The following is a 26,519-nucleotide window of genomic DNA, read 5'->3' as shown; positions in this document are numbered from 1 at the left end:
GCCATGACGCGCAAGCAGCGACGTATGACCATCATCGGCGGCTCGCTCGCCGTGCTCGCGCTCGCGGCCGCGCTGGTGCTCAACGCATTGCGCGACTCCATCGTGTTCTTCTCGACCCCGACCATGGTCGCCGAGAAGCACGTCGAGCCCGGCAAGCGGTTTCGCCTCGGTGGGCTGGTGCAGCCCGGCTCGCTGCATCGCGGCGACAATCTCGCGGTGACCTTCGAGGTTGCCGACGGTGGCGCCAAGCTTCCGGTGGCCTACAAGGGCATCCTGCCCGACCTGTTCCGCGAAGGGCAGGGCGTCGTGGCCGAAGGCGCGCTCGATGCCAATGGCGTGTTCAAGGCCGACACGGTGCTCGCCAAGCATGACGAGACCTACATGCCCAAGGATGTCGCCGATGCCCTGAAGAAACAGGGGCATTGGAAGGACGATTACGACGGCAAGGCTTCTGATGCGAGGGCTTCGGGCGCCAGCAAGCCCGCGGCCACGACGGCGCAGGGCAATCCGCAGGGAGCGGTGCGGTGATCGCGGAGTCAGGACATTACGCGCTGGTGCTGGCACTTGGGCTCGCACTGATCCAGTCCGTCATACCTCTGATCGGGGCGCGCCTGCGCGATGTGGCGCTAATGAACGTGGCGCGCTCCGCCGCGCTGGCGCAGCTGCTGTTCGTCGGCGCCTCGTTCGTAGCTCTCGTGATGCTGCACGTGAACTCGGATTTCTCCGTCGCCAACGTCTACGAGAATTCCCACTCGATGAAGCCGCTGCTCTACAAGATCACGGGCGTGTGGGGAAACCATGAAGGCTCGATGCTGTTGTGGGTGTCGATCCTCGCGTTGTTCGGAGGGCTGGTTGCGGCCTTCGGCAACAATCTGCCGTTGTCGCTGCGTGCGCATGTGCTGGCCGTGCAGGCCTGGGTCGCCAGCGCCTTCTACCTCTTCATCCTCGTGACCTCGAATCCGTTCCTGCGGATCGCTAATCCGCCGATCGAGGGACGCGATCTCAATCCGGTGCTGCAGGACATCGGGCTCGCCGTGCATCCGCCGATGCTCTATCTCGGCTATGTCGGTTTCTCGATCTCGTTCTCCTTCGCGATCGCGGCTCTGATGGAGGGACGGATCGACGCGGCCTGGGCGCGCTGGGTGCGGCCGTGGACGCTGGTCGCCTGGATATTCCTCACGCTCGGCATCGCCATGGGTTCGTACTGGGCGTATTACGAGCTCGGCTGGGGCGGCTGGTGGTTCTGGGATCCGGTCGAGAACGCCTCGCTGATGCCGTGGCTCTCCGGCACCGCGCTGCTGCATTCCGCCGTGGTGATGGAGAAGCGCAACGCGCTGAAGGTCTGGACCATCCTGTTGTCGATCCTGACCTTCTCGCTGTCGCTGCTCGGCACCTTCCTGGTGCGCTCGGGCGTCATCACCTCGGTGCACGCCTTCGCCACCGATCCCACCCGCGGCGTGTTCATTCTGCTGATCCTCTGCCTGTTCATCGGCGGCAGCCTGGCGCTGTTCGCGGGCCGCGCCACTTCGCTCAAGCAGGGCGGCCTGTTCGCGCCGATTTCGCGTGAAGGCGCGCTGGTCCTGAACAATCTGCTGCTCACAGTCGGCTGCGCGGTCGTGCTGTTCGGAACGCTCTATCCGCTGGCGATGGAGATGCTGGCCGACTTCAAGATGTCGGTCGGTGCGCCCTTCTACAATCTCACCTTCGCGCCGCTATTCACCCTTTTGCTGCTCGCCGTGCCGTTCGGGCCGATGCTGGCGTGGAAGCGCGGCGATCTGCTCGGCGTGACGCAACGCCTGCTCGCGGCGGGCGTGGCCGGGCTCGTTGCCGTCGCCATCGCCTGGGGCTGGGCGCGCGGCGGCAGTGCGCTGGCGCCGCTCGCGATCGGGCTTGGCATCTTCGTCATCGCCGGTGCCGTCACTGACATCGTCGAGCGGACCGGCCTCGTGCGGCTACCGTTCGCAACGGCGCTGCACCGGGCCCGCGGCCTGCCGCGCTCGGCCTGGGGCTCCGCGTTTGCGCATGCCGGCCTCGGCATCGCGCTGATCGGGATCGTCTGCGAGACCACCTGGAACAGCGAACATATCGCGACGATGAAACAGAGCGACGTTGTCCACATCGCCGGCTTCGACGTGAAGCTCGACGGTTTGTTTCAGCGTCAAGGTCCAAACTTCCGCGAGATGATCGCCGAATTCAATGTCAGCCACGACGGCGAGACCCTCAGCGTCATGACGCCGTCCAAGCGCAGCTTCACCACCCGAGGCTCGTCCACCACCGAGGCCGCGCTGCTGACCAGCGGCGCGAGCCAGCTCTACATTTCGCTTGGCGATGCCACCGCCGAGGGCGCCATCGCCGTGCGCATCTATCATAAGCCGCTGGTGCTCCTGATCTGGTGGGGGCCGGTGCTGATGGCGTTGGGCGGCGTGCTGTCGCTGTCCGACCGGCGCCTGCGGGTCGGCGCGCCGAAACCGGCGCGGGCCAAGCAGCGCCTTCAACCGGCGGAGTGATCCGATGCGCCGGATGATGGCCGCGTTCGCCCTGCTGATGCTGCTGGTTTTGCCTGCGGCGCACGCGGTGCAGCCCGATGAGATCATGTCGGATCCCGCCAAGGAAGCCCGCGCGCGGGAGCTGTCGCGCGAGCTGCGCTGCATGGTTTGCCAGAACCAGTCGATCGACGATTCCGATGCGCCGCTGGCGCGTGATCTGCGGCTTTTGGTGCGCGAGCGCATCGGCGCCGGCGACAGCAACGCGCAGGTGCTCGACTTCCTGGTCGCGCGCTACGGCGAGTTCGTGCTGCTGAAACCGCGCTTCGAGCGGCAGACCCTGTTGTTGTGGCTGCTCGGGCCGGTGCTGCTGATCGGCGGTGGCCTTGCGCTGTGGCTGCAAATCCGGCGTCGCTCGCGAAGCGGTGCAGATCTGCCGGCTCCGCCGCTCACGGCGGATGAACAGGCGCGCCTCGCCGCTTTGATGTCGGACGACGTCACATCGCGCTAACCTGTCGCAGCAGACCGAAGCTAGCCCGAAGACGATGAGTTCATCTCAGCGTCACGCACGTGAAAACGTCAAAAAAGCGTGCTTCCACGCCGTTGCGGAACTCGATTAAGTTCCTGTAAGGCAACGATTTTCGGCCTGTGCTAAACTGCCGCATCCGCATTCCCCCTCCATTACAAAAGTTTAACCCCGCCGCCAGCGCGCGGTAAGGCGGGAGTCCCCATCTTGAGGTTCGTAAGGTGCCGCCATCAGGCACCAAATGGATTTCAAGGCCCTGGAGATCTCTGCATGACCGACCGTCCCGACCTCTCGAAACTTCCCTTCAACCGGCAGCCCCGCTCGGTCTTCCCTGCGCGCAAGATCGCGCTGATGGCCTCGGTCGTCGCCGGTCTCGGCGCGGCGGTGTATGGCTTCAGCCCTTCGACCTTGCCCGCCGACCTGTTCTCGAGTCCGGCGCATGCGCAGGTCAACAACGAGGTCCGAAAGGTCGAACGTCCGGTCGGATTCGCCGACATTGTCGAGCGCGTGAAGCCGTCGGTGATCTCGGTGAAGGTCAACATGAAGGAGAAGACCGCGGGCAATGATGACGGTGATGATTCCTCCTCGCCGTTCCAGCCGGGCTCGCCGATGGAGCGCTTCTTCCGCCGCTTCGGCGGTCCCGACGGCGTCCCCGGTCTGAAGGGTGGTGGTCGTGGTCGCGTGGTGCAGGGGCAGGGCTCCGGCTTCTTCATCTCGGCCGACGGCTTTGCCGTGACCAACAACCACGTGGTCGACGGCGCCGACAAGGTCGAGGTCACCACCGACGACGGTAAGACCTACACCGCCAAAGTGATCGGTACCGACCAGCGCACTGACCTTGCTTTGATCAAGGTCGAGGGCAGCTCGAACTTCCCGTTCGCCAAGCTCGCCGACAGCAAGCCGCGGATCGGCGACTGGGTGCTCGCGGTCGGCAATCCCTTCGGCCTCGGCGGCACCGTGACCGCGGGCATCGTTTCGGCGAGCGGCCGCGACATCGGCAACGGTCCCTATGACGATTTCATCCAGATCGACGCGCCCGTGAACAAGGGCAATTCCGGCGGTCCGGCCTTCGATACCAACGGCGAGGTGATGGGCGTCAACACCGCGATCTACTCGCCCTCCGGCGGCAGTGTCGGCATCGCGTTCTCGATCCCGGCGGGCACCGTGAAGAGCGTGGTCGCCCAGCTCAAGGACAAGGGCTCGGTCAGCCGCGGCTGGATCGGCGTGCAGATTCAGCCCGTCACCTCCGACATCGCCGACAGCCTCGGCATGAAGAAGGCCGAAGGCGCGCTGGTGGCGGAGCCGCAGGCCAACGGTCCGGCCGCGAAGGCGGGCATCGAGTCCGGCGACGTGATCACGTCGGTGAACGGCGAATCCGTCAAGGACGCCCGCGAGCTTGCCCGTACCATCGGCGGCATGGCGCCCGGCGCGACCGTGAAGCTCAACGTGCTGCACAAGGGCCAGGACAAGGTCATCAACCTCACCCTCGGCCAGCTGCCGAACACGGTGGAGGCCAAGGCCGACGTCGACCAGGACAGCGGCAAGGGTGCAAGCAAGGGCACTGACGTGCCGAAGCTCGGCATGACCGTTGCCCCTGCGAACTCCGTGGCCGGCGCCGGCAAGGAAGGCGTCGTGGTCACCGAAGTCGATCCGAAGAGCGCCGCGGCCGAACGCGGCTTCAAGGAAGGCGACGTGATTCTCGAAGTCGGCGGCAAGAGCGTCGCCACCGCCGGCGAAGTCCGCGATGCCATCAATACGGCGCGGACCGACAACAAGAACAGCGTCCTGATGCGCGTGAAGAGCGGCGGCCAGTCGCGCTTCGTCGCCGTACCCATCGCCAAAGGGTAAGCCTCAGGATGCCTTGAGATGAAGGGTGTCGCCGGCATCAGTCGCCCCCGCCGACGGCGCCCTTCGGGGAAGCAGCGTAACGTTCGCTTTCCCTGTCTACCTTCCGGTGGAATTACGCCCCCCTCCGTCGGAAGGCCTAGGGCGGTGGAGTCCCCCCAGCTCCACCGCCCGCCTTTTTCTAGATGCCAGAGTCTCCCCCCTCGGCTTGCATGCGATTGCCGCTCGCGCCATGTTTAGAGAAGGTTGACCTCCTTGACCGCCGCCGAACGCACGATGCGCCTCCTCATCATCGAAGACGACCGCGAATCCGCCGACTACCTCGTGAAGGCGTTTCGCGAGGTCGGACACATTGCCGACCACGCCGCCGACGGCGAGGAGGGCCTCGCCATGGCCGAGAACGGCGATTACGACGTGCTGGTGGTCGACCGCATGCTGCCCAAGCGTGACGGCCTGTCGCTGATCGGCGCGCTGCGCGACAAGGACAACACGACGCCGGTGCTGATTCTCTCCGCGCTCGGACAGGTCGACGACCGCATCAAGGGCCTGCGTGCCGGCGGCGACGACTATCTGCCAAAGCCCTATTCGTTCGCCGAGTTGCTGGCCCGGGTCGAGGTGCTGTCGCGCCGTCGCGGCGGTCCCGCCGAGGACACGCTCTACCGTGTCGGCGATCTCGAGCTGGACCGGCTCTCCCATCGTGTCGCCCGCGGCAAGGACGAGCTGACGCTGCAGCCGCGCGAATTCCGCCTGCTCGAATACCTCATGAAGCATGCCGGACAGGTGGTGACGCGCACGATGCTGCTGGAAAACGTCTGGGACTATCATTTCGATCCGCAGACCAACGTGATCGACGTGCACATTTCGCGGCTGCGCTCCAAGATCGACAAGGGTTTTGAGCGGCCGCTGCTGCATACGATCCGCGGCGCCGGGTACATGATCCGTGACGGCATTCGGTAAACTCGTCCGCACCACGGCGTTCCGGCTCACGCTGGTCTATCTGCTGCTGTTCGCGATGTTCGCGGCCTCGCTGCTGGCCTATTTCGCCTGGAATACGCGGCGCCTGATCACGGAAGAGATCACGCAGACGGTCAATGCCGAGACCTCGGAGATCAGCGAGATCTACGGCCGGCGCGGCCTGCGCGCCCTCGTGCTGGCGATCGAGTATCGGGCGTTGCGGCCCGGCGCCAACCTCTACCTCGTGACCACGCCGACCGGGCAGGCGATCGCCGGCAATGTCGGCTCGCTGGCGCCCGGCGTGATGGCGACGCGCGGCTGGTCGGAGACCGCCTACCGGCGGATGGAGGATGCGGATGACCGCGATCATCGTGCGCTGGTGCGCGTCACCGAACTGGAGAACGGCTTCCGGCTCCTGATCGGCCGCGACCTTGCCGAGCGGCGGCGACTGTTCCACATCGTCGCCAAGGCCGCGCAATGGTCGGTGCTGATCGTCGTGGTGCTCGGCCTCGGCGGCGGCGTCTTCGTCGCGCGCAGGGTGCTCAGGCGCATCGATGCGATGACGGGAACCGCGCAGCGCATCATGACCGGCGATCTCAGCGAGCGCCTCCCGGTGGGACGCAGCGGCGACGAGCTCGATCGCCTCGCCGAAAACCTCAATGCCATGCTGGAGCGGATCGAGGCGCTGATGGTGGGACTGAAGGAAGTCTCAGACAACATCGCCCACGATCTCAAGACGCCGCTGACGCGCCTGCGCAACCGCGCCGAGGAGGCGCTGGCGAAATCCGGCTGCGAGGCCGATTACCGGGCGGCGCTGGAGCGGACCATCGAGGAATCCGACGGTCTGATCCGCACTTTCAACGCGCTTCTGATGATCGCGCGCGCCGAATCCGGACAGGCGCGCGGCAACATGGACGATTTCGACGCGGCCGAGGTCGCGGGTGGCATCCATGAACTCTACGAGCCGCTCGCCGAGGACGACGGCATGACCTTGAAGGTCAGGGCCGAGCCGGCACCGGTCCACGCCAACCGCGAATTGATCAGCCAGGCGCTCGCCAATCTGGTCGAGAATGCGATCAAATATGGCAAGCCGGTCGCGCAGACCGGCGGAACCGTCGTCAGCATGGATTCCAGGCCGATCACGATCGAGGCGAGGCGGGACGGCGACCAGGTGCTGCTCAGCGTCACCGATCGCGGCCCCGGCATCCCCGAAGCCGACCGCAAACATGCCGTCGAGCGATTCGTGCGGCTAGAAGCCAGTCGCACGCTGCCGGGCTCCGGCCTCGGCCTAAGCCTCGCCTCCGCCGTTGCGACGTTGCACGGCGGCGAATTGCGGCTGGACGATGCCCAGCCTGGTCTCGTCGCCACGCTGGTGCTGCCGGCGCGCGCCGGTGCCGGCGACAGGGTTGCTCCGCCAATGCCGGATGTGCCACAGAAGGTGGCATGAACCACTCCGCGCCGGGAAACGCGGACAAGCATGGTGAGATGCTGGCCGCGCGCTTTGCGGAAGCTCCCCATACTGCCGCTTCCACAACCGATGAACGTCGTTTCGAAAGCTGGCTGAGCGAGCTCGAGCCGGCCCAATCGGCCCATCTCGAAGTGCTGCTGGCCCATCCCTTCGCGAGAGATATCCTGGCCGGTATCGCGGAATTCTCGCCCTATCTCTTCGATCTGGTGCGCGCCGACGCCTTGCGCCTGATCCGGCTGCTCGAATGCGATCCGGATTCGCATCTAGCGGCGCTGATCGCGGAGGCGAGGGGCGCGGTGCTCGCGGCGGCGGATGAAGCCGAGGTGATGCGGCTGCTTCGCCGCATGAAAGCGGAGGCCGCGCTGCTGACCGCGTTGTGCGACATTGGCGGGGTGTGGCCGGTGATGCGGGTGACGGCGGCGCTGACCGATGTCGCTGTGTCCTCGGTGCAGGCGGCGCTGCAATATCTGCTGCGGCAGGAAGCCGCGCGCGGCAGGCTCTCGCCGCCCAATCCCGAGGCGCCCGAAGAGGGCTGCGGGCTGATCGTGCTCGCCATGGGAAAGATGGGCGCGGGCGAGCTGAACTATTCCAGCGACATCGACCTCATCGTGTTCTTCGATCCCGACGCGACGACGCTGGCGCCGGACATCGAGCCGCAGCCGTTCTTCGTCCGGCTCACGCAAGGCATGGCGCGCATCCTCCAGCAACGCACCTATGACGGCTACGTCTTTCGCGTCGATCTGCGCCTGCGGCCCGATCCGTCCTCGACCCAGGTGGCGATCTCGCGGGACGCGGCGCTGAACTACTATGAACGGGAAGGACGCACCTGGGAGCGCGCCGCGATGATCAAGGCGCGTGCCTGCGCCGGCGATTCCAGGGCGGGCGAGGCATTGCTCGCCGACATCGCGCCCTTCGTCTGGCGCAAGCATCTCGACTTCGCTGCGCTCGCCGACGTCCACGACATGAAGCGGCGGATGCAGACCTATCGCGGCCAGAGCGAGGTCGCGGTGGAGGGGCACAACGTCAAGGTTGGCCGCGGCGGCATCCGCGAGATCGAGTTCTTTGCCCAGACCCAGCAATTGATCGCGGGCGGCCGTCATCCGGAATTGCGGGTGCGGCCGACGCTCGAAGCGCTCGACATTCTCGCCTCCAGCAACTGGATCACCTCCACTGCGCGCGACGAGCTGACCATTGCGTACGAATTCCTGCGCCGCGTCGAGCATCGCATCCAGATGATCGCCGACGAGCAGACCCATACGCTGCCCGAAGACAAGGACGCGGTCGAGCGTTTCGCGCGCTTCTTCGGCTATCCGGATCGCGAAGCCTTTGCGAGCGACCTGCTGCGGCAGCTCAATATCGTGCAGGGGCACTACGAAAAGCTGTTCGAGGGTGACGATCCGACCGGGACGGCCAAGCTGCCGGCGCTCGACTACAGTGCAGGTCCGGACGATCCGCGGCTGCTCCAGCACCTTGCGACGCTCGGCTTCAAGAAGCCTGCCGCCCTCGCGCAGACGGTACGCGACTGGGTCACCGGCGACTATCGCGTGTTCCGCGTTGAGGCGACGCGCAACGCCTTCGTCGAATTCGTGCCGGCCCTGATCGACGGCCTTGCTCACGCCGAGGAGCCGGATGGCGCCGTCGTGGCGTTCGATCATTTCCTCGGTGCGCTCCAGCGCGGCGCCCGGCTGATCACGCTGCTCGGCCAAAACCGCGATCTCGTCGCGCTGGTGGCGCTGGTGCTGGGCGCAGCGCCGCGGCTGGGCGAGATGCTGGCGCGGCAGCCGCAGCTGATGGATGGCCTGATCGATCCGCGCTTCTTCGGCGCCATGCCGGACCGGCAGGAATTGTCGGGACGATTAGCTGCGACCGTGCAGGATGCCGGTTCATACGAAGAGTTTCTCGATCGCCTGCGCCTGTTCGGGCAGGAGAGCCTGTTCCTGATCGGCACGCGGATCCTCTCCGGCACCGTCTCGGCGCAGCAGGCGAGCACGGCCTTTGCCGATGTCGCCGAAGGCATCGTCCACACCGTGCATGGCCTCGTTGCGGAGCGCTTCGCCGCCCAGCACGGCCGGATCGAGGGCCAGGAGACCGCGATCATCGCGATGGGTCGGCTCGGCAGCCGCGAGATGACCGCCTCGTCCGATCTCGACCTGATCCTGCTCTACGATTTCGACAGCGACAATCCGGACTCCGATGGGCCGAAATCGCTTCAGGGCGCGCATTACTTTGCGCGGCTGACCCAGCGCCTGATCAGCGCGTTTACGACGCGCACCAATTACGGTGTGCTCTACGAGATCGACATGCGGCTGCGGCCTTCGGGGCGTGCGGGCCCCGTGGCCTCGAGCCTCGTCTCATTCGCGGACTACCAAGCCAACGAGGCCTGGACCTGGGAGCACATGGCGTTGACGCGCGCGCGCGTGGTGTCGGCGTCGCCCGAATTTTGGGAACGGATCGAGCGCGTCATCCGCGACGTCCTGACCCGCCGCCGCGATCCCGCCATCACCGCTAACGACGTCGCCGACATGCGGCGGGCGATTGCTCAGGAGAAGGGCGAGGCCGATTGCTGGGATCTCAAATACGCCGCCGGCGGCATGGTCGACATCGACTTCATCGCGCAATACCTCCAGCTCGTGCACGCTCACGACAAGCCTGGGATCCTCGACGTCAGCACCATGCAGGTGCTGGAGAACGCATGCAGGCTCGGCGTACTCCCGCAGTCGGAGACCGAGATCCTGCGTGCCGCAGCCCGGCTCTATCACGACCTCACGCAGATCCTGCGGCTCTGCGTCAGCGACCGTTTCAAGCCGGAAACTGCCGGCACCGATCTGCAGCGGGTGATGGCGCGGGCCGGCGATGCGCCGGACTTCTCGTCGCTGGAGGCGCGCGTGAAGGAGACCCAGAGCGAGGTGCGGCGCGTGTTCAGGGCGCTGCTGGAAGGGGCGTAGCCTTCAACGAGGTAGTGCCTCGCCGGGCGGTTTTTGCGTGTTGGGAGGAGCAGGGCGTGCTAGCTTGCATGCCACCACACAATTCGAGGGGATGACGGTTGCTCGACAAGCTTGAACTGCTGCTGGCGCTGGCGAAGGAGCGTCATTTTGGACGCGCGGCGGAGGTCTGCGGCGTGACGCAGCCGACGATGTCGACCGGGCTCAAGCAGCTCGAGGAGATCCTCGGCGTGATGCTGGTCCAGCGCGGGTCACGGTTCCAGGGCTTTACGCCGGAAGGAGAGCGGGCGCTGGACTGGGCGCGCCGGATCGTCGGCGATGCCCGCGCGATGCGCGACGAGATCAACGGGCTGAAACATCAGCTCTCCGGCGAGATCCGCATCGCCGCGATCCCGACCGTGCTCGGCATGGTCGCCGCGCTGACGACGCCGTTCCGCGCCCGGCATCCCGAGGTGCGCTTCCGGATCCAGTCCACCACCTCGTCCGAGGTGCTGGGGCTGCTCGAAAATCTCGAGGTCGATGCGGGGCTGACCTATATCGAGAACGAGCCGATCGGCAAGGTGCGCACCATTCCGCTCTACAACGAGAGCTATCGTCTCCTGACCGCGCCGGATGCGATGTTCGGTGACCGCGAGACGGTGACCTGGACGGAAGTCGGGCAGGTGCCGCTGTGCCTGCTGACGCCCGACATGCAGAACCGCCGCATCATCGACCGCGCGTTACGTTCGGTCGGCGCCGAGGCGACGCCGACCTTGACCTCGAATTCGCTGCTGGTGCTGTTCACGCATGTGAAGACGGGGCGCTGGGCCAGCGTGATGCCGGCCAAGCTTGCCGAGACGCTCGGCCTTTCCGATACGGTGCGCTCGATCCCGATCGTCGATCCCGACGTCAACTACAGCATCGGCATGGTGATCCCGCAGCGCGATCCGATGACGCCGCTGATCGCAGCGCTGGTCAATGTGGCGCGGGAAGTCGCGCCGTCGCTGCAATCCTAAAGCATGATCCGGAAAAGTGCGCAGCGCTTTTCCGAAAAGATCATGCTTAAACAACAACCTAAAGCGCAATGGCGATTGATCCTAATCGCATCGCGCTTTAGGATCAAGCCGCAGCCGATATCCCCGGCGCCGCCTTGACGGCGTCACGCGGCAGGGTCACGCGCACGACGGTGCCCACTTCAAGCTTGGACCGCAGCCGCATCGAGCCGCCATGAAGCTGCGCCAGCGAGCGGGCGATCGCGAGGCCGAGGCCGGAGCCGTGATAGGTCTTTGTGAGCTGGCTCTCCACCTGCTCGAACGGGCGGCCAAGCCGTGTCAGTGAATGCGGCGCGATGCCGATGCCGGTGTCGGCGATCATCAGCACGATCCTGTCGTCGAGCTGCCGGCTGCGTACCACGATGCGTCCGCCGTCGGGCGTGAACTTCACCGCGTTGGAGAGTAGATTGACGATGATCTGCTTGGTAGCGCGGCGGTCGGCAACGACGGAGATGGATTTTGCGATATCGGCGTCGAGCGTCAGGTGCTTGTCCTGGGCCCGGCCGGTGACGACCCGCAGCGATTCCGCCAGCGTCTGGGCCAGGTCGAGCTCTTCCATGTCGAGTTTCATGCGGCCGGCCTCGATCTTGGACATGTCGAGGATGTCGTTGATGACCTCGAGCAGATAGTGGCCGCTGGTCAGGATGTCCTGGCAATATTCCTGGTACTTTTCGCTTCCGAGTTCGCCGAACATGCCCGAGCCCATGATCTCGGAGAAGCCGATGATGGCATTGAGCGGCGTGCGCAGCTCGTGGCTCATATTGGCGAGGAATTTCGACTTGGTCTGGTTGGCTTCCTCGGCGCGGGTCTTCTCACGCTGGTACTTCTCGGCGAGATCGGCGAGCTCGACCGCCTGGCGCTCCAGCGCGGCCTGCGAACGCTTCAGGTCGATGACGGTGGCCCGCAGGCGCAGATCGTTGTCGACCAGCTTCTGCTCGTGCTCCTTGATGCGGGTGATGTCGGTGCCGACCGAGACGTAGCCGCCGTCCTTGGTGCGGCGCTCGCTGATGTGCAGCCAGCTGCCGTCGTCGAGCTGCGCCTCGAAGGTGCGCGCGCCAGGGCCTTGGGCCGCGGTCTCGTTGTGGCGGGTGCGCACCTCCGGCATGCGACCGACCTCGAGCACGGTCTCGTAGGAGGTGCCCGGAATGACGGCGCTGTCGGGCAGCTTGTGCAGGCGCTGGAAGTGCGAGTTGCAGAGCACCAGACGGTCACTCGCATCCCACAGCACGAAGGCTTCCGGAATGGTCTCGATGGCGTCGCGGAGGCGGAGGTCGGCTTCCACGGTCCTCTCGGCGAGGCTCTTCTGCTCGGTGATGTCGACGGCGATCCCGATCAGGTGCACGCTGGAATCGGTGGCCCCGCGCGTCTTCTCGCAGCGGACGCGGAGCCAGATCCAGTGGCCGTCGACATGCTGCATGCGGAAGGTCTGGTCGATGTGGTCGATCTTCTCGGAGATGAGCTGATCGGCGATCGCGAACAGGTCGATGTCGTCGGACTTCACCAGGGCGTTGACCTCGCCGAAGGTGAGGAGCTCGTTGCGGCCGTCGAGGCCTAGCATCGAGAACATCGACTGCGACCAGAAGATCCGGCCGCGCGACAGGTCCCAGTCCCACAGGCCGCAGCGGCCGCGGTTGAGCGCGGTGTCGATGCGGCCGCGCACGGCGTCGTTGATGAGATCGCCCTCGCGGGCGCGGGTGGACTGCCAATGGAAGGCGAAGCCGAGGATCAGGACGACGAAGCCCGTGGTCGCCGACAGCGTCACCGAGAGCGCGGCGTCCGAGCCCCAGATCGGCTCGTTGCGCTCCTGGATCACGGTGACGAAGCCGGGCATCGACTTGATCTGCCGCGAGGTCGCCATCGCGGCGTTGCCGTTCGGCAGCGTCATATCGGAGATGTTGCCGTCACGCGTCGGCGACGCAAGCAGTTGCGCCGTCGTGATCGCATCGAGCAGGCGGTCGCTGCCAAGGGGGTCGTTGTCGATCGGGATGCGGGCGAGGACGCGGCGGTCGACGCCGGCCGAGGTGACGATGACGTGGCGGCCAGAGGCCGTGCCCCATGACGGGATCAGATCGGGCAGCAGCGTCGGCAGGCTCTCAATGTTCCTGATGCGCTCCTGCCGCACGGAAGTGAGGCGGTCGATGCGCTCGGCGAGCAGATCGGCAAGCGCCGAGATGTCGTGGCGGATCACCAATCGCTTCTGGCGCGTCTGATCGACGACCTGCACGAACGCGCCGAGGCAGATCGTGATCAGGAAAGCGATGATTAGCGTCGGCACGGCGCGACGAAGCGCCGGCTCTGCGATCAAGAGCCGATGATAGGCAGGTTTCGCGATCGATTGCGCCAATCCTTTGATCGAATCGGATTGGACGCACGCGTTCGCGGCGTCTGCACGCGCCATGCCTTCGGCCCCCTGAAACCAGCTTGCAACTGAAGTCCGGAAGCAGCCCCACATGGCTTCCGAATCACAGCGATTTGAATCCAGTTTTCGCGGGCTGTCGAGAGTCAACGAATCGTTAATGCGAAATTATTCTTATCCAATGGCCGGTTTGCGCGTCGCCCGTCCGCAAACGCACGAACGCGAGGAGTCCGAAACGAGAACGTGTGCATCCTCGCGCGTTCTTCGTCTCGTGCGCCTCGTCACGCGCGCGGCGGCTCGGCGTGACTGATGACGCGCTTCACGCTCGGGAACGCGCGCCGCAGCGCGCGCTCGACCGCGTCGACATGCTCGTGCACCTTGATGACGCTCATCGACGGCGCGGCGCGGCAGTGGAAGTTGACGATCTCGCCGGCATCGGTGTTGCGGACGCGGACATTATGGATGTCGTGAATCTCGCCGCCGGCGGCATATTCCGTCAGGGCCGCGGCGATGGTCTGCACCCGTTCCGGCGTGGCATCGATTCCTAACGGCAGTTCCGGTTCCAATGGCTCGATATGGACGTCGACCTCGACGTCCTCGCCGAACTCCACCTGGATGTTGCGCTCCAGGGTGTTGGCGACGTCATGGGCGGCGTCGAGCTGCATTCCGCCGTCGACCTCGAGGTCGATGCTGACGATCAGCTTGGCGCCGAGATCGTGCACCGTGACATGGTGGATGGCGAGCCCGGAATTGTGCGCGATCACCATGATGCGGTCGCGCACGGTCTCGTTGTCGCGCGCGACAGGCACCGCGGCGAAAGTGAGGTCGGCATCGCCGAACGCCTTGGTGACGGCGGCCTGCGCGTTGCGCTTGATGTCCTCGACCCGGTCGATCGGATAGGTCCGCGGCACCTTTGCGATGGTGTCGATGAACGTGGTCGCTCCGACCATGCGCACCCGCAGCCGCTCGATATCGATCACGCCTGCCACGCTGCGGATCGCGGCTGTGGCCTTCTCGTGCGCGCCCTCGGGGGCGCGGTCGACCAGCGTCTGCACCGTCGAGCCGGCCATGCGCAGGCCGAGCAGGGCGATCATCACGGCGACTGCGGCGGCTGCGGCCGCATCGCCCCACCAGAAGCCCAGGGCGGACAGGATCAGACCGACGATGACGGCAAATGAGCCCATCACGTCGGAGGCGAAATGCAGCGCGTCGGCGGCGAGCGCCTGGCTCCGCGTCTCCCGCGCCGCCCGGTGCAGGGCGCGAGCGCGCCAAAGATTGACGATGATGTCGATCACCAGCACCACGAACGGCACGGCCGAAATGGTCGGCGGCGGGGTTCCCTCGCGCAATCGGCTATAGGCCTCGACCAGGATGCCACCGGCGAGGACGTAGAGCAGGGCAGTGACACCGAGCGCCGAGACGCTCTCCAGCTTGCCGTGGCCGTAATGATGCTCCTCGTCCGCCGGCTTGTCGGACACCCGCACCACCGCCCAGGTGATGATGGTCGCGACCAGGTCGATCGCGGAGTGCAGCGCCTCGGAGATCAGTGCAAGTGAGCCGATCGCGATCCCGACCGCCAACTTGGCCGCCGCCATGCCGCCGCTGGCGAAGATCGAGATCGCGGCGACCGAGGTTTTGTCATGCTGGGAAGTCATGGCGGGGATTTAGCAGGGCGTGGGTGAACATCAAGCGATGATCCACAGGAGTAGTCGCTAGTGACTTGCAGGAGCGGAGCTGTTTGCGAATGCCTCCGAATTGAATGCACGCTCCTGCCACGGGCACGGTCTCGTAGGGTGGGCAAAGCGGAGCGTGCCCACGATCTCTATCCCTCGCGAATGACTCGGGGGCACGGCGCTTTGCGCCTTTGCCCAACCTACGAGACCGGGCATCGCCCTCACACCGTCACCACGATCTTCCCCAGGTGCTTGTTCGCCTCCATGTGCTCGAACGCCTTGTCGATGTCGTCGAACGCGAACACCTTGTCGATCGGAAGCTGCAGTTTGCGCGATTCGACCGCGCCCCAGATATCCTTGCGGACCTCCTCGAAGATTTCGCGGACCTCCTCGATGGTGCGGGTGCGGAAGGTGACGCCGACATAGTCGACGCGGCGCGCTGCATGCAGGTCGAAGTTGAAATCGGCATGGGTGCCGCCGAGTCGGCCGACATTGACAATGCGGCCCTTCACCCTGGTTGCGGCGAGGTTCTGATTGGCGACCGTGCCCGAGACCTGATCGACGATGAGATCGACGCCTTCGCCGTTCGTCGCCTTCAGGACCTCGTCAACCCATTCCGGATCGGAGCTGTCGACCGCAAGGTCTGCGCCATACTCCTTCAGCCGGCCGCGGCGGGTGGCGTCCGTCGATGAGCCGATCACGAGCTTTGCGCCCTTGAGCCTTGCGATCTGCATCGCCATCAGGCCGACGCCGGAGCTGGCGCCCTGGATCAGCACGCTCTGGCCCGGCTGCACGCCGCCGACGGTGACGACGGCGTTGTGCATGGTCGCGAGCGCGACAGGCAGGGTGGCCGCCTCCTCGAAGTTCATGTTGGAAGGCGCGCGGAACAGCCGGCCGTGATCGGCTAGCGTGTACTCCGCAAACGCCGCGCCGCCCGATCCCATGATGCGGTCGCCGATCTTGATGCCCTTCGCGTCGGGCCCGAGCTCGGCGACCTCGCCGGCCCATTCCATGCCGAGCACGGCACCGACGCCGCCCGCCGCGCCATGGGCGTGACCCCTGCGCATGCCGGTGTCGGCGCGGTTGAGGCCGCAGGCGCGCACGCGCACCAGCACCTGCGCGCCCTTGGGTTTTGGTTGCGCGACGTCGGAGATCGTCGCGCCGTTGGGACCGTAGACGTAGGCCTTCATGGATTGCTCCCGCTTCCTGCAGTTACTATTCCGCCGCTTCGCGTTGCGGCTGAACGATCATGCCTTCCAGCCGGCTCCGGATGATCGCCTCCGCCTCGCGTACGATGCGGGAGACGAGCTCGGCGCAGGTCGGGATGTCCTGGATCAGGCCCTGCACCTGGCCAGCCGACCAGATGCCTTCGTCGGAATTCCCAGTCGCGTAAACCATCTTGCCGCGGGCACCCGCAACGAGCTCGCGGATGTCCTCGAACTTGGCGCCTTCCTTCTCCATCGCGACGACCTTGGTCGAGATCTCGTTCTTGGCGACGCGCGAGGTGTTGCGCATGGTGCGGAAGATCAGCTCCGTCTCGCGTTCGTCATTGGCGACGATCTTTTCTTTGATGAGCTGATGGATCGGGCTCTCCTTGGTGGCCATGAAGCGCGTGCCCATGTTGATGCCGTCGGCTCCCAGCGCCAGCGCGGCGACGAGGCCGCGGGCATCGGCGAAGCCGCCCGAGGCGATCATCGGGATCTTGATCTTGTTGGCGGCGGCCGGGATCAGGATCAGGCCGGGCGTGTCGTCCTCGCCGGGATGGCCGGCGCATTCGAAGCCGTCGATCGAGATGGCGTCGACGCCCATCCGCTCGGCCGAGAGCGCGTGGCGCACGCTGGTGCATTTGTGCACGACCTTGACGCCGTGCTTCCTGAACTCGTCGACATGCTCCTGCGGCTTGTTGCCGGCGGTTTCGACCACCTTGATGCCGCTCTCGATGATGGCGGCGCGATATTCGGCGTAAGGCGGCGGCTTGATCGCGGGCAGGATGGTGAGATTGACGCCGAACGGCTTGTCGGTGAGGTCGCGGCAGCGCGCGATTTCCTTCCTGAGGTCCTCAGGCGTCGGCTGGGTCAGTGCCGTGATGAAGCCGAGCGCGCCGGCATTGGCGACCGCGGCGACCAGCTCGGCACGGCCGACCCATTGCATGCCCCCCTGGACGATCGGGTGCTCGACGCCGACGAGTTTGGTGAACCGCGTCTGCAACATGATGTGTTTCCCCCGCCTCGTGGCGCTCTGTTATCCGTTGATGGCCGCAGGATGCCGCCCGGGTCGGGAAATGTCTATTGCGTCGGCTTGCGGTGGGGGCGGGGCGATCATGCGGGAGGTGAGGGGATTCCGCCGGGCGGATAATTGAGAGCAGTGTCCCCGTTCCCGGCGCAGCCACGACTTTCGCCGGGACGACGGTGTGGCCGGTATGCGCCATTGCTTCAGCAATGACGGCGATGGAAGATGATCGAGGTTCGCAGCCCCGATGGAGCGAAGTGCAACGCGGGTTGGTGCGACAAGGGAGGTGGTCCCGGATTTCGCTGCGATCCATCCGGGCTACAAGGCGGCTACAGCTATGCGGCCGAGGCTACAAGAATTCGCCTACTCCGCCGACAGCCGCACCATCTGGCGGCCGCCGTTCATTTCCTTGAGGCGGTTGACGAAATTTTCCGGACGCTGCCAGCGATTGGGGACCGCTAGGCCCATGAACTCGGCGATGTCGCCGATGAAGCCGGTGCAGTTGGTGGTCTCGGCGTTCCAGACCGGCGAGCTCGCCTGCAATTTCTTGATATAGGCAAACACGCGCTTGGCGTCGGCCTCGTTCAGATAGACGCGATAGCTCGCGGTCAGATAGTCCGGATCGAGATCGCCGTAGCTCGCGCCGGTCTCGGACGGCACAAAGGTGATGTGACCGAGCACGTAAGCGAGCGTGTCGCCGGCGGGCGTCAGCCCTGCGACCTCCACGGCGCGCTCGCTGGTCTTGCCGTACCAGACGAAGGCGTGACCCCAGCTCGCGGCCGTGCGGGCGCGGAAGTCGACGTAATAGGGACCTTTCTCCACGCGCGCGACCGAGCGCCGCGTCGATTGCGGCGCCGGCCGTGATGCGGAGTCGGTCGTGGCAAGCGCATTGGCGTCGGCAACGCGCTTGTTGGCTTCGTGCGCCGAAGCCGAGGGCATCAGGCATGCGATCATCGCTGCGAGGGCAAGCCCCGCAAGGATGCAGGATCCCGATCGATCAGGTTTGTTCGTCACGCTGTGCCCCTCGACTGTCGGCCGCTTACGCTGGTGTTGCGCGCGTCAGTAGCGCGCTGCGACCGGGCCCGGCGCCTTGCCGATCGGGGCCTTTCCAACCGGGCTCTTGCCAATCGGCATCTTGCCGATCGGCGCCTGCTCGGCCGGATAGACCGGCACGGGCTGGCGGCGCGGCAGATCCGCAGCGTTCGCAGCCGTCACCAGAGCAAGCGTCGCACCCAGAGCAAATACAATCTTCTTCACAGTGATACCCCTAGAAGGTTTGGCCCAAACACGGCCATGCCGTGCCCCCAGACACGCCTCACAGAAGGGCGGCGGAATGCGACCAAGTTGCGGCGCACCCGGGACATGTTGGCGGCATTGATCAGGCGCGCGCAGATGTGATGTGTACGGATGTTTCAGATGGGCGTGGTGGCGGTCTGTAGGATGGGTTTCGCTGCGCTCTACCCATCCTACGCTGCAATTCACCCGATCCGGTTCAAACTGTTCCTAATTGTCGAGAAGATGCCGCCGATGTCCTTGCGCAGGGCATCGAGCGCGTTGAAATTGTCGAAGATGCGGGCGAGGCGGTCTTCGACCTCGCGCTTGCTTTTGGTCAGCGTCTCGACGCGCGAGGCGAGAGTGACGTCGCCGTTCGCCTCGATCTCGCCGACGGTTTTGGCGAGGAGATCGCGGGTGGTGCCGACATCAGCGATCAGGGCCTCGATACCGAACACAGGGGCCTTCAGCGGGACGAGATCGGCCTGCGACTTCGACAGTTCCGCCTTGAAGGCGTTCAGCGTCGCCAGTGTCTCCTGCAGCGCGCCGAGCCGCTGGCGCGACTGGAGGATGAAATCGTTCAGCGCGTTCTCGCGCTCCGTGAGGGTCTTGCCGTCGGCGTCCGTCTCGACATCGACGAGCGAGCGTTCGAGTTGGGCCCGGCGCTGGCCGAGCTCCTCGAAGTCGAGCCGGATCGCGTTGAGAATGTTGAAGCTGTCGTCGATGCGGGCGAGGCGCTGCTCGATCCCGATCTTGTTCTTCGACAGCGTTTCCACGCGGGTACCGAGCGGCACCTCGCCGCTGGTATCGAGCTCGTCGATGGTCTTGGCAAGGCGCTCATGGCTGAGGCTGAGCTCGCTGATCAGGGCGTTGATGCCGGCATCCGTTGATCGCAGCGGCACCAGTTCGGCGTGGGATTTCGCCAGATCTTCCTTGTATTGGTTCAGGGCCGCAAATGTTTCCTGGACCGCGTTAACCCGTCCGAGCAGGGCCGACACGTCGCGCGCGATGTCCCTCTGCCGGTCGGCGAGATTGTTCTTGCGGTCGTCGGTCTCGAGGTCGTGCAGCGAGCGTTCGAGCTGGTTCTGGCGGTCGCGGATCTCGGTGAAGACAGGCTCGACCGCGCGGCGCTGATCGGCGACCTTGCCGACCATCTCGCGCAGCGTCTGCTGGCGGCGGCGGATCTCGGCGAGTTGGTCGTGCATGTCGGTGGATTCGTTGCGGCCCTGCTGGAGCCGCGCGCGCTGCTCGGTCTCCCCCAGCTTGTCGTGGAGGGCGGAGACGGCCTCTCTGGGATCGCTCTCGATCAGGTGTTGGACAGTGGCATCGAGGTGGCTTTGCAGGGCATGGGCGACGACGACGTCCTCGCGGGTCTTCTTGAGGCGCTCGCGCAGGGTGTCGAGGCGCCGGTCCTGGCGGGACAGCCGCCAGGCGGAGGCGCCGATCAGGCTAAACCCGATGGCCAGGATCGCGCCGGTCGCGATGCGCTGCGGCGGGGACAGGCCCGCGAACCAGGCAGTCAGGTGGGCGATGTCATAACCAAACGCCTGCTGGGCGACGATCCCAATGACGGCGAGCAGGGCAAACCACGCAATCAGGAAAAACAGCCACATCGTGAATTCCTCACGCCGGCGCATGATATCCCTGTGTTGCTATTGAAGAGCGGACCGGAGATCAAGGGGCGCCGGGGACCCCGCGCGTTTGCGGCCGGACGATCCACAGCCGGCCGCGTGAGCCGGCTGGCTAAGGGGCGTGCGGGAAGAGCCGGACCCATCCGGATTCGGCTTGGTCATAGCCGGGTTTCGCCGACGTTCCGGGCGGGCAGCGCCGGGATCCGTCAGGGCCAGGCGCAGCGGAGCCATGCCAGGTGACGTGCGCGTATGCTGGGTCCGCTTGCTTGGACCAAGACCATCCGCCCAACGTCAAGGACGAACGAGCTTGCCTCCGGCTAGGGTTTCCTCAGCAAATTCGACCGCATCTTGTCCGCGAACCAGACCGCGAAGATCGCGGCGAACGAGAGAGCGAAGTACAGGGCCGTCCACAGAAGTGCGTTGGTGGCATTCGTCATGGCGTCCTCCCTTGCATCGGAAATCGATGTCTTGCCGGGAAGGATAGCGGCGGCCGCGGCCGCCGATTTGCGCAGGATCAATTTTGCTGCGGTGCGGAGCAAAAAAGGCGACAGAGCTTCATTCCGGGTCCGCGACTGCTTCGGGCCGGGACGGAGACCTACAACCGAAACTCGTTGGTGAGCTCGCCGATGCCGTCAATCGCGACGGTCACGATGTTCACCGGCTCCTTCATCACGCCGACACCGACCGAGGTGCCGACGGCGATCAGGTCGCCCGGGAGCAGGGTCATGTCGTGAGAGATTTTGCTGACCAGCTCCTGCGCCGAGAAGATCATGTCGGAGATCGGGTAGTTCTGCCGCTCCGCGCCGTTGAGGATGGTGCGGACGATGAGTTTTGCGGGATCGAGGCCGGTTGCGATGACGGGGCCGAACGGACCGTAATCGTCGATGCCCTTGGCGCGGGCCCATTGCGGAAAGGTGGGGTCGCTGGTCAGGATGTCGTTGGCGGTGATGTCGTTGACGCAGGTATAGCCGAAGATGAAGCTGTCGGCCTCGCCGGGGGAGACACGCGCGCAGGTCTTGCCGATGACGATGCCGAGCTCGCCCTCGTAGGTGGTCTTGCCGTCGTAATAAGAGGGACGGCGGATCACGGCGCCGGGCGTCGTGATGCTGGTGGTGGCTTTCAGGAGATAGAGCGGCTCCGACGGCTCGGGCTGGTTGAGCTTGGCCGCGAGCGCGTGAAAATTATTCCAGAGCGCGACGATCTTGCTGGGCGCGCACGGGGCGAGCAGCTCGACGTCCGAGAGCGCCAGAGTCTTGCCGGTCGCGGTGTTGCGGCCGAACATCTCGCCCTCGTGCACGCTGATCCCCGATGGCGTCAGCGTGCCGAAACCGGTCGTGCCCTTGTTCCGGAAGCGCAGCCAGTTTTTCACCTCGGTCGTCATCACGCCACCGCCAATGCGCGGGGATCTGATGGCGTCGAGACGCCGTCATAGAGACCGGCGATGCGGGCGCGCTGGGTCACCATCGCCAGCACCGAGTCGAGCGCGGGCGTAGCGATGCCGGTGAGGCGGCCCATCTCCTGCACCACGGTGACGAGCGGGTCGATCTCCATGGGACGGCCGCGTTCGAGATCCTGCAGCATCGAGGTCTTGTGGGCTCCGACCTTGCGGGCACCCTCGATGCGGCGCTCGACGTCAACGCGGAATTTGACTCCGAAGGTCTCGGCAACCCCTTGCGTCTCCACCATGATCGCGCGCGACAACGAGCGCGTCGCCGGATCGGTGCAGATCACGTCGAGGGTTGCATGCGTGAGCGCGCTGATCGGGTTGAAGCAGACATTGCCCCAGAGCTTCAGCCAGATCTCGTCGCGGATGCGGTCGAGCACCGGGGCCTTCAGCCCGGCGGCGACGAAGAGATCAGCGAGGCGCTGCACGTCCGGAGTGATCTCGCCCGAGGGCTCGCCGAGGGGGAAATTGTTGCCGTAGATGTGGCGGATCACGCCGGGCGCCTCTATCTCGGTGGCGGGATACACGATGCAGCCGATGGCGCGTTCCGCGCCGAGTTCGCGCCACTGCCGCCCACCGGGGTCGATGCTCTCCAGCGTCGAATTCTCGTATTGGCCGCCGTGCTTGTAGAAGTACCAATAGGGGATGCCGTTGACGGCGGTGACGATGCGGGTGTGTGGCCCGAGCAGCGGCTGCATCCTCTCGATCACGCCGGTGATCGAATGCGCCTTCAGCGTGATGATGATGTAGTCCTGCACGCCGAGCTCGGCGGGATCGTCGGTGCAGCGCGGATGTACGGTGTGCTTCTCCTCGCCCGCGAGCAGCGTCAGGCCGCCCTCGCGCATCGCGGCAAGGTGGGCGCCGCGTGCGATGAGGCTGACATCGGCGCCCGTCCGAGCGAGCTGAACCCCGAGATATCCGCCGATCGCGCCGGCGCCGTAGATGCAGATCTTCATGAAGTCCTCGCGAAGGAGCCGAAGCCGGAATTTGGGACGAAAGATCCGGTCCGGCTCGGAAGGATCCGAGCCGGGGCCGGTAGTCACAGGGGAAGGGTCGTATCGCTAGGCGGCTGCTTGCGGCTTGCCGTTGATGGCCTCGTCCATGGCAGCTGCGATGTCGCGCATGCTGATGACGGAGACGAGGCTGTAATCGTCGATCACAGGCAAATGGCGGACGTGATGAATGTTCATCAGATGGCGGACGTGCTCGATCGTGTCGTTCGAGGTGCAGGACACGAGCTGCTGGACCGAGACGAGTTGCGAGACCTTGACGTTGACGGCATTCGTGCCGTGCTCGGCGACGGCGCGCACCACGTCGCGCTCGGTGAACATGCCGACCGCGGTGTTGCCCTCGGAGCGGACGACGTCCTTGACGACGAGAGCACTGATGTTGTTGGCGCGCATCAGCTTGGCGGCGATACCCACCGTTTCGTTCATTCGCAGCGTGACGACGCGCGGCGTCTTCTTGCGCAGAATGTCTCCGACCAGCATTGCAACCTCCCTGGGTGAATGTTGATGGAAGTGTGGTATACATAATGCCAATCGTCAAGCACTGGATTTGGGCGACCCGAAAAATCTTGCGACAGCGATCCTGACGGTTGTCATCGAGACAAAAAGAAGGGGCGCATCGCTGCGCCCCTCTCTCGTCGTGCGAAAGCGTGCGGGCTGTTACGCCGTCTCGGTCTTGGCGCCGCCGGTCGCGGCCTCAGCGCGCTCGGCTTCCTTGCCGAGGATGAAGGAGCGGCGCAGCGGCTTGATCACGAACAGCGCCAGCAGCGCCGCCGTCGCGTTCAAGGCCACCGCGACCACGAACACGGCTTTCCAGCCATAGGCCGCCGAGATCACGCTCGCGAGCGGAACGAGCAGGGAGGCGGTGCCCTTGGCGGTGTAGAGCATGCCGTTGTTCGTGGTTGCGAACTTCGAGCCGAAGGTGTCGCCGCATGTCGCGGGGAATAGCGAGTAGATCTCGCCGAACACGCCGAAATAAACCGCGGTTGCCAGCACGAAGACCACCGGAATGTGACCGTAGGCCGACAGCGTCAAGAGCATCAGCGCAGCGGTGCCGAACGCGATGAACATGGTGTGCTCGCGGCCGATCGTGTCGGAGACGAAGCCGAAGAACGGGCGGCCGAAGCCATCGAGGATGCGGTCGAGCGAGATCGCGAAGGTCAGTGCAGCCATCTGGAAGCCCGCGAGCGTGACCGGCGTGTCGGCGATCTTGAAGTCGTGCGCGATCGGGCCGATCTGTGCCGCCGTCATCAGGCCGCCCGAGGCGACCATGACGAAGACGAGGTACATGACCCAGAAAATGGGGGTGCGCAGCACCTGCGGCGGAGTGAAGTCGATCTTGGTCTGCGGCAGATTGAGCTGCTTCTTTCTCGGCGGGATCGACAGCCGCGGCGGCTGGATGAAGAAGGCGAGTGCGAACACGATCACGCCCTGGCCGATGCCGAAGGTGAGGAAGGCGTGCTGATAGCCGCTCGATGCGATCATGCTCGCGATCGGCACGATGGTGAGCGCGGCACCGGCGCCGAAACCGGCGGCGGTCGCGCCCGCTGCGAGGCCGCGGCGATCCGGAAACCATTTCAGCGCGTTACCGACGCAGGTGCCGTACACGGCGCCCGCGCCCATGCCGCCGATAATCGCGGCTGTGTAGAGCAAAGTGAGCGAGTCGGCGTAGGAGTTGAGGATCCAGGACAGCGCGATCATCACGCCGCCGAACATGATGACGATACGCGGGCCATATTTGTCGACGAACCAGGCCTCGACCGGCACCAGCCAGGTCTCGGTGACGACAAAGATGGTGAAAGCGAGCTGGATCGCGGCGCGTCCCCAATGATGGGCCGCATCGATCGGATCGACGAACAGCGTCCAGCCATATTGCAGATTGGCGATCATGGCCATGCAGACGATGCCCATGCCGAGCTGGAGCCAGCGGAAACCGGAGCGAAGAGGCGCCGCCGTGACGGCGCCGTCCGTGCTGGAAATCATCAGAACCTCCCAACGCGCCTGACTGATTGCGACTTGGGATTGCAAGATGAGCCAGTGTCGCAAGTGTTGTGGCTTATCGTCGCAAGCGCGGCGCGGAGCTTGGTATACCATATTCCAGAAAGCAAGCCCTAACTCGGTGCTCCCTCCAGTAAATCTGCGGTTCCCCGTGTCGGTCAAAGGCCGGCGCAGACGAAAACGCCCGGCCGTAAGGCCGGGCGTTTGGCTTGGTGAACTGGTTGGCGCGTGTCAGAGGCTCGAATTCGCGACCACGACCTTGCGCCAGGGTTTCAGCACCGCGATCGCCAGCAGCGAAGCCAGGATGTTGGCGCCCGCCGCGATGATGAACACATTGTCCCAACTGCCCGACGATTGCTGCATGTAGTTGCCGATCGGGACCAGCAGCGCGGCCGTGCCCTTCGCGGTGTAGAGCAGGCCGGCATTGGTGGTCGCGAACTTGGAGCCGAACGTGTCGGTGCAGGTCGAGGGGAACAGCGAGTAGATCTCACCCCAGGCGAAGAACACGAAGCCCGACAGCAGCACGAACCAGAGCGGATCCTGGCCCCAGAGGTAGAGCATCCAGATGCCGAAACCTTCCATGCCGAAGGCGATGAACATGGTGTTCTCGCGGCCGATCATGTCGGAGATCCAGCCGAAGAACGGACGCGTCAGACCGTTGAGCACGCGGTCGATCGTGGCGGCGAAGGTCACCGCGGTCATCGTCACCGCCATCAGCGTCACGGGGACATTGTCGATCTTCCAGTCGGCCGCGATCGGCTTCAGGTTGGCCGTCACCATCAGGCCGCCGGCGCCGACGATCACAAACATGAAGTACATCAGCCAGAAGATCGGCTGACGCAGCACCTCGGTCGGCTGATAGTTGCGGCGGGTCTGCTGCAGATTTGCGTTCGCCACGACGCTCGGCACCTGGCCGGCTTTCGGCGCCAGCAGGAAGAAGGCGAGGATGCAGATGATGATGCCTTGGCCGAGGCCGAAATAGAGGAAGGTGGTCTGGAAGCCACTGTCCTTGATCATGGCCTGGATCGGCGCGACGGTCAGCGCGGAGCCTGCGCCGAAGCCGGCGGCCGTGATGCCGGCGGCAAGACCGCGCTTGTCTGGAAACCACTTCAGCGCGTTGCCAACGCAGGTGCCGTAGACGCCGCCGGCACCGATGCCCGCGACGATCATGCCGAGATAGTAGCCGTTTAGCGTGGTCGCCTGCGCGTTGATCGCCCAGCCGATGGCGCAGAGCACGCCGCCGACCAGCACGACGATGCGCGGACCGTATTTGTCGACGAACCATCCTTCGATCGGCACGAGCCAGGTCTCGAACAGCACGAACAGCGTAAAGGCCCATTGGATCGACGCGCGATCCCAGCCGAATTTCTTCTGGATGTCGGGGACGAAGAACGTCCAGCCGTATTGATAGTTGGCGATCATCACCATCGCCGCTACACCGACCGCCAATTGCGCCCAGCGATACGTGTCGCTAACGCGCGCGGCTGTAGGGGCCGTTGCCTGCACCATGTCCGTCATAAAGCCTCCCGTGGCGCCTCTAATTTTCGCGAGCGCTGGAGAGGCATTCTTGTATGCATTATGCCAAGCTTCAAGCGCTGTCCGATCACCGTGCGCAAATGTCGCAGCCTTCTTCAGCGGCAACTGTGACTCGGACAGCACG

20 protein-coding genes are annotated in these 26,519 nt (G+C 65.2%); 8 read left to right on the top strand and 12 right to left on the bottom strand.

Annotated features, from left to right (window positions below):
- The first annotated feature begins 3 nt into the window (after positions 1 to 3).
- The 8 genes from ccmE to IVB28_RS20430 all read left to right on the top strand — a co-directional run bounded on the left by ccmE (position 4) and on the right by IVB28_RS20430 (position 11,213).
- On the top strand, positions 4 to 528 hold the full coding sequence (gene ccmE / locus IVB28_RS20465; protein WP_247528471.1) for a cytochrome c maturation protein CcmE: 525 nt from the start codon (positions 4 to 6) through the stop codon (positions 526 to 528).
- The gene (locus IVB28_RS20460) at positions 525 to 2,507 is read left to right on the top strand and encodes a heme lyase CcmF/NrfE family subunit (RefSeq protein ID WP_247528470.1); all 1,983 of its coding nucleotides are present in this window, start codon (positions 525 to 527) and stop codon (positions 2,505 to 2,507) included. The genes ccmE and IVB28_RS20460 overlap by 4 nt, the downstream gene beginning before the upstream one ends.
- A 4-nt stretch (positions 2,508 to 2,511) precedes the next feature.
- Positions 2,512 to 2,994 carry a cytochrome c-type biogenesis protein gene (locus IVB28_RS20455; protein ID WP_247528469.1) on the top strand — a complete coding sequence of 161 codons (483 nt, stop codon included), beginning with the start codon at positions 2,512 to 2,514 and terminating at the stop codon, positions 2,992 to 2,994.
- Positions 2,995 to 3,279: 285 nt separating this feature from the next.
- Positions 3,280 to 4,857: a Do family serine endopeptidase gene (locus tag IVB28_RS20450; protein WP_247528468.1), complete on the top strand. Its 1,578-nt coding sequence runs from the start codon at positions 3,280 to 3,282 to the stop codon at positions 4,855 to 4,857.
- A 273-nt stretch (positions 4,858 to 5,130) separates the two neighbouring features.
- Entirely contained in the window at positions 5,131 to 5,811 is a 681-nt protein-coding gene (locus IVB28_RS20445; protein WP_035731438.1) for a response regulator transcription factor, read from the top strand.
- On the top strand, positions 5,795 to 7,255 hold the full coding sequence (locus IVB28_RS20440) for an ATP-binding protein (protein WP_247528467.1): 1,461 nt from the start codon (positions 5,795 to 5,797) through the stop codon (positions 7,253 to 7,255). Before IVB28_RS20445 ends, IVB28_RS20440 begins: the two co-directional genes overlap by 17 nt.
- The gene (locus tag IVB28_RS20435) at positions 7,252 to 10,221 is read left to right on the top strand and encodes a bifunctional [glutamine synthetase] adenylyltransferase/[glutamine synthetase]-adenylyl-L-tyrosine phosphorylase (protein ID WP_247528466.1); all 2,970 of its coding nucleotides are present in this window, start codon (positions 7,252 to 7,254) and stop codon (positions 10,219 to 10,221) included. The genes IVB28_RS20440 and IVB28_RS20435 overlap by 4 nt, the downstream gene beginning before the upstream one ends.
- Positions 10,222 to 10,319: 98 nt before the next feature.
- Positions 10,320 to 11,213: a LysR family transcriptional regulator gene (locus IVB28_RS20430; RefSeq protein ID WP_247528464.1), complete on the top strand. Its 894-nt coding sequence runs from the start codon at positions 10,320 to 10,322 to the stop codon at positions 11,211 to 11,213.
- A gap of 103 nt (positions 11,214 to 11,316) precedes the next feature.
- On the opposite strand, the gene IVB28_RS20425 is transcribed toward IVB28_RS20430, so the two are convergent.
- The 12 genes from IVB28_RS20425 to oxlT (IVB28_RS20370) form a co-directional block, all read right to left on the bottom strand.
- Positions 11,317 to 13,647 carry a PAS domain-containing sensor histidine kinase gene (locus IVB28_RS20425; RefSeq protein WP_247528463.1) on the bottom strand — a complete coding sequence of 777 codons (2,331 nt, stop codon included), beginning with the start codon at positions 13,645 to 13,647 and terminating at the stop codon, positions 11,317 to 11,319.
- 239 nt (positions 13,648 to 13,886) lie between these two features.
- On the bottom strand, positions 13,887 to 15,260 hold the full coding sequence (locus IVB28_RS20420; protein WP_247528462.1) for a cation-efflux pump: 1,374 nt from the start codon (positions 15,258 to 15,260) through the stop codon (positions 13,887 to 13,889).
- A gap of 239 nt (positions 15,261 to 15,499) precedes the next feature.
- A complete protein-coding gene (locus tag IVB28_RS20415) occupies positions 15,500 to 16,468 on the bottom strand; it encodes a zinc-binding dehydrogenase (protein WP_247528461.1) in 969 nt (322 codons plus the stop codon).
- A gap of 25 nt (positions 16,469 to 16,493) precedes the next feature.
- A complete protein-coding gene (locus IVB28_RS20410) occupies positions 16,494 to 17,489 on the bottom strand; it encodes a nitronate monooxygenase family protein (protein ID WP_247528460.1) in 996 nt (331 codons plus the stop codon).
- Between the two features lie 381 nt (positions 17,490 to 17,870).
- On the bottom strand, positions 17,871 to 18,521 hold the full coding sequence (locus IVB28_RS20405) for a hypothetical protein (protein WP_247528459.1): 651 nt from the start codon (positions 18,519 to 18,521) through the stop codon (positions 17,871 to 17,873).
- Between the two features lie 45 nt (positions 18,522 to 18,566).
- Positions 18,567 to 18,770, bottom strand: a complete 204-nt coding sequence (locus IVB28_RS20400; protein WP_209965301.1) for a hypothetical protein — start codon at positions 18,768 to 18,770, stop codon at positions 18,567 to 18,569.
- A 215-nt stretch (positions 18,771 to 18,985) separates the two neighbouring features.
- On the bottom strand, positions 18,986 to 20,392 hold the full coding sequence (locus IVB28_RS20395; RefSeq protein ID WP_247528458.1) for a hypothetical protein: 1,407 nt from the start codon (positions 20,390 to 20,392) through the stop codon (positions 18,986 to 18,988).
- Positions 20,393 to 21,005: 613 nt separating this feature from the next.
- On the bottom strand, positions 21,006 to 21,791 hold the full coding sequence (locus IVB28_RS20390; protein ID WP_247528457.1) for a fumarylacetoacetate hydrolase family protein: 786 nt from the start codon (positions 21,789 to 21,791) through the stop codon (positions 21,006 to 21,008).
- On the bottom strand, positions 21,791 to 22,810 hold the full coding sequence (locus IVB28_RS20385; protein WP_247528453.1) for a 2-dehydropantoate 2-reductase: 1,020 nt from the start codon (positions 22,808 to 22,810) through the stop codon (positions 21,791 to 21,793). Before IVB28_RS20385 ends, IVB28_RS20390 begins: the two co-directional genes overlap by 1 nt.
- Positions 22,811 to 22,915: 105 nt before the next feature.
- Positions 22,916 to 23,344 carry a CBS domain-containing protein gene (locus tag IVB28_RS20380; RefSeq protein ID WP_247528449.1) on the bottom strand — a complete coding sequence of 143 codons (429 nt, stop codon included), beginning with the start codon at positions 23,342 to 23,344 and terminating at the stop codon, positions 22,916 to 22,918.
- 177 nt (positions 23,345 to 23,521) lie between these two features.
- A complete protein-coding gene (gene oxlT / locus IVB28_RS20375; protein WP_247528447.1) occupies positions 23,522 to 24,844 on the bottom strand; it encodes an oxalate/formate MFS antiporter in 1,323 nt (440 codons plus the stop codon).
- Between the two features lie 246 nt (positions 24,845 to 25,090).
- Positions 25,091 to 26,377 carry an oxalate/formate MFS antiporter gene (oxlT, locus tag IVB28_RS20370; RefSeq protein ID WP_247528446.1) on the bottom strand — a complete coding sequence of 429 codons (1,287 nt, stop codon included), beginning with the start codon at positions 26,375 to 26,377 and terminating at the stop codon, positions 25,091 to 25,093.
- Positions 26,378 to 26,519: the final 142 nt, after the last annotated feature.

The sequence above is a fragment of the Bradyrhizobium sp. 199 genome, assembly GCF_023073355.1.
GTDB lineage: Bacteria > Pseudomonadota > Alphaproteobacteria > Rhizobiales > Xanthobacteraceae > Bradyrhizobium.
The sequence above is the reverse complement of the archived record's forward strand: the minus strand, read 5'-3'. Positions and strand labels throughout refer to the sequence as shown.